The following is a 3,568-nucleotide window of genomic DNA, read 5'->3' as shown; positions in this document are numbered from 1 at the left end:
AGCGTCAGCTCCTCGACCAGATCACAGCCGACCTCGTCCCCGGCACGCACGGCCAGCTCGACCAGCGCCGTGCCCGGCACCAGGACCGAACCCATGACGACGTGGTCCGCGAGCCACCCGTGCGACCGGGCCGACAACCGGCCGGTGAACACCAGACCGGCGGTACCGGCCAGTTCGAGCGAGCCGGTGAGCAGCGGGTGGTCGGTGTTCCGGAGCCCGGCGGACTCGGCCGTCGGGAAGAACGCCGATGCGTCCGTCCAGAAGCGGCGGTGCTGGAAGGCGTACGTCGGCAGGGCGACCCGGCGGGCGCCCGTCCCGGCGTGGAAGGCGGGCCAGTCCACCGGGACGCCGAGCACGTGCAGGCGCGCCAGCGCCTCGACGACGGTCCGCCCCTCGTCGCGTCCGCGCCGCAGCGCCGGGATCGCTTCGGCCTCGCCGTCGGGCAGAGCACTCACGGTGAGGGCGGTGAGGACGGCATCGGGGCCGAGTTCGAGGAAGCGGCGGACGCCGGCCTCGTGCAGGGTGCGGACGCCGTCGGCGAAGCGGACGGCCTCGCGGACATGACGCACCCAGTACTCGGGCGACGTCAGGCCCTCCGCCAGTTCACCGGTCAGATTGGAGACCACCGGAATCGACGGCGCGCTGTAGCTCAGCCCGTTGAGGACCGTACGGAAATCCTCCAGCATCGGATCCATCAGCGGCGAATGGAACGCGTGCGACACCCGCAGCCGGGTCGTCCTGCGGTCGGCGAAGTACGCCTCGACCTCCGCGACAGCCTCCTCCGTCCCCGAGACCACGACCGACGTCGGGCCGTTCACGGCGGCGATCGACACGAACTCACCCAGCAACGGCAGCACTTCGCCCTCCGCCGCCTGCACCGCCAACATCGCACCACCCGAAGGCAACGCCTGCATCAAACGGCCACGAGCGCTCACCAGCGCGCACGCGTCCTCCAGCGAGAACACCCCAGCCACGTACGCGGCCACGACCTCACCGATCGAATGCCCCGCCACGAACTCGGCTCGAACGCCCAACGATTCGACGAGCCGATACAGCGCCACCTCGACCGCGAACAACCCGGCCTGGGCGTACTCCGTCCGGTTCAACAACTCCTCGTCCACACCCCACACGACCTCCCGAACCGGCAGCTCCAGAACCCCACACACCTCATCGAAAGCCCGAGCGAACACCGGGAACCGGCCGTACAACTCCCGCCCCATCCCCAGCCGCTGCGACCCCTGACCCGAGAACAGGAACGCCATCCGCCCGCCGGTCGCGACGCCGGTCGGCGCCTCGCCGTCCGCCACCGCCCGCAGGCCGGCCAGGAGTTGCTCGGCCCCGTCACCGACCACGGCCGCGCGGTGTTCGAGCGCGGCGCGGGTCGTCGCCAGCGAGTACGCGACGTCCACCGGCCGGGCATCGTCGGCGACGGCGAGCAGACGCTCGGCCTGCGCGCGCAGGGCCTCCGGCGTCGCGGCGGACAGCAGCCACGGCACGACCCCCGGTTCGACCTCCGGCACCTCCGTGGGCAGGGCCGCCGTCGGGGCCTCCTCGATGATCACGTGGGCGTTGGTGCCACTGATCCCGAAGGACGAGACGCCGGCGCGGCGCGGACGGTCGCCCGGGGCCCACGGCCAGGGCTCGGTCAGGAGCCGGACGGCCCCCTCCGACCAGTCCACGTTCGCGCTCGGCTCGTCCACGTGCAGCGTCGACGGCAGCTCGCCGTTGTACATGGCGAGCACCATCTTGATCACGCCGGCGACACCAGCGGCGGCCTGGGTGTGCCCGATGTTCGACTTGATCGAGCCGAGGAGCAGGGGCCGTTCGCGGTCCTGACCGTACGTCGCAAGCAGCGCCTGGGCCTCGATCGGGTCGCCCAGCGTCGTGCCCGTGCCGTGCGCCTCGACCACGTCGACCTGGTCGGCGCCGAGGCGGGCGTTGGCGAGCGCCTGCCGGATCACCCGCTGCTGCGACGGACCGTTCGGCGCCGTCAGGCCGTTCGACGCGCCGTCCTGGTTCACCGCGCTGCCGCGCACCAGCGCGAGCACCGGGTGCCCGTTGCGCAGCGCGTCCGACAGCCGTTCGACGACCAGGAAGCCCGCGCCCTCGGCGAAACCCGTGCCGTCGGCCGCGGTCGCGAACGACTTGCACCGCCCGTCGGGGGCGAGCGCGCCCTGGCGGCCGAACTCGGCGAACACCCCCGGCGTGGCCATGACCGTCACGCCGCCGGTGATCGCGAGCGAGCAGTCGCCCTGGCGCAGCGCCTGGGCGGCCAGGTGCAGGGCGACCAGGGAGGACGAGCAGGCGGTGTCCACGGCGACGGCCGGGCCCTCCAGGCCCAGCTTGTACGAGACGCGGCCGGCCACGACGCTACCGTTGCCGTCGCTGCCCGGGTAGTCGTGGTACATCACGCCGGTGAAGACTCCGGTGCGGGTGCCGCGCAGGCCGCTCGGGTCGATGCCGGCCCGCTCCAGGGCCTCCCAGGAGAGCTCCAGCGTGAGCCGCTGCTGCGGGTCCATCGCCAGGGCCTCGCGCGGAGAGATCCCGAAGAAATCGGGGTCGAACTCGGCGGCGCCGTCGAGGAATCCGCCCGCGCGGGTGTAAGACGAGTCCTCGGTGCGGAGCGTCGAGAGGTCCCAGCCGCGATCGGCGGGGAACGGGGAGATCGCGTCCGCGCCGGACGTCACCAGCTGCCAGAGCTCCTCGGGCGTGGTCACCCCGCCCGGGTAGCGGCAGGCCATGCCGACGATCGCGATCGGGTCGTGGCGAACCTCGGCCGCCGCCGGGAGGTCCGTTGCCTCGTCGACACGAACGACGCGGTCGTCGGCCAGGTCGAGCAGGGCGTCGACCAGGCCCGCGTCACGGAGCCGCCGGGTCGGGATCGACTGCAGCGCGGCACGCAGGTCGGCCTCGGCGCGGGACGCCTCGCCGCTGGCGGCGGCGGTCCGCACGCCCAGTTCGGCGACGATGAGGTCCGTCACGGCCTCGGCGTTCGGGTGGTCGAAGGCGAGCGTGGCGGGCAGGCGCAGGTCGGTGAGCGTGTTGAGCTGGTTGCGCAGGTCGGTCGCGGCGAGGGAGTCGAAGCCGAGCTCCTGGAACGCGCGGTCCGGCTCGATCGCGTCGCCCGACTCGTGGCCGAGCAGCCCCGCCACCCGGGCCAGGACGAGGTCGAGGACCGTCCGCCGCTGCTCCGCCTCCGTCAGCCCGGCGAGCCGGGCGGCGAGACCGTCGGCCGGTGCGGCCGGCGCCGAGGCGTGGGCCGCCGTGCGGCGGGCGGCCGGGACGAGGCCGCGCAGGAGCGCGGGGACCTCGTCGGTGCGGGCCCGCAGGGCGGCCGCGTCGACCCGGATCGGCACGACGGTGGCACGCTCGCTGCGCAGACCGGCGGCGAACAGCTCCAGACCCGCCTCGCGGGTGAGCGGCGGGACGCCCTGGGCGGCCATGCGGTTGCGGTTGAGCTCCAGGAGCTGCTCGCCGAGGCCGGCGCCGACGTCCCACATGCCGTAGGCCATCGAGGTCGCGGGCAGGCCGGCGGCCCGACGGTGGGCGGCGAGGGCGTCGAGGAAGA

At 73.8% G+C, this 3,568-nt stretch carries 1 protein-coding gene; it reads right to left on the bottom strand.

Features of this window, described 5'->3' with window-relative positions; translation table 11 throughout:
* Positions 1-3,568: beta-ketoacyl synthase N-terminal-like domain-containing protein (locus ACIPLC_RS38035; RefSeq protein WP_400477638.1), on the bottom strand; the 3,568-nt coding region annotated here is incomplete at both ends.

Source organism: Kitasatospora sp. NPDC086801 (genome assembly GCF_044745805.1).
Classification (GTDB): domain Bacteria; phylum Actinomycetota; class Actinomycetes; order Streptomycetales; family Streptomycetaceae; genus Kitasatospora.
Note: the sequence above shows the minus strand (reverse complement) of the source record. Positions and strands in the feature narration are given on the sequence as shown.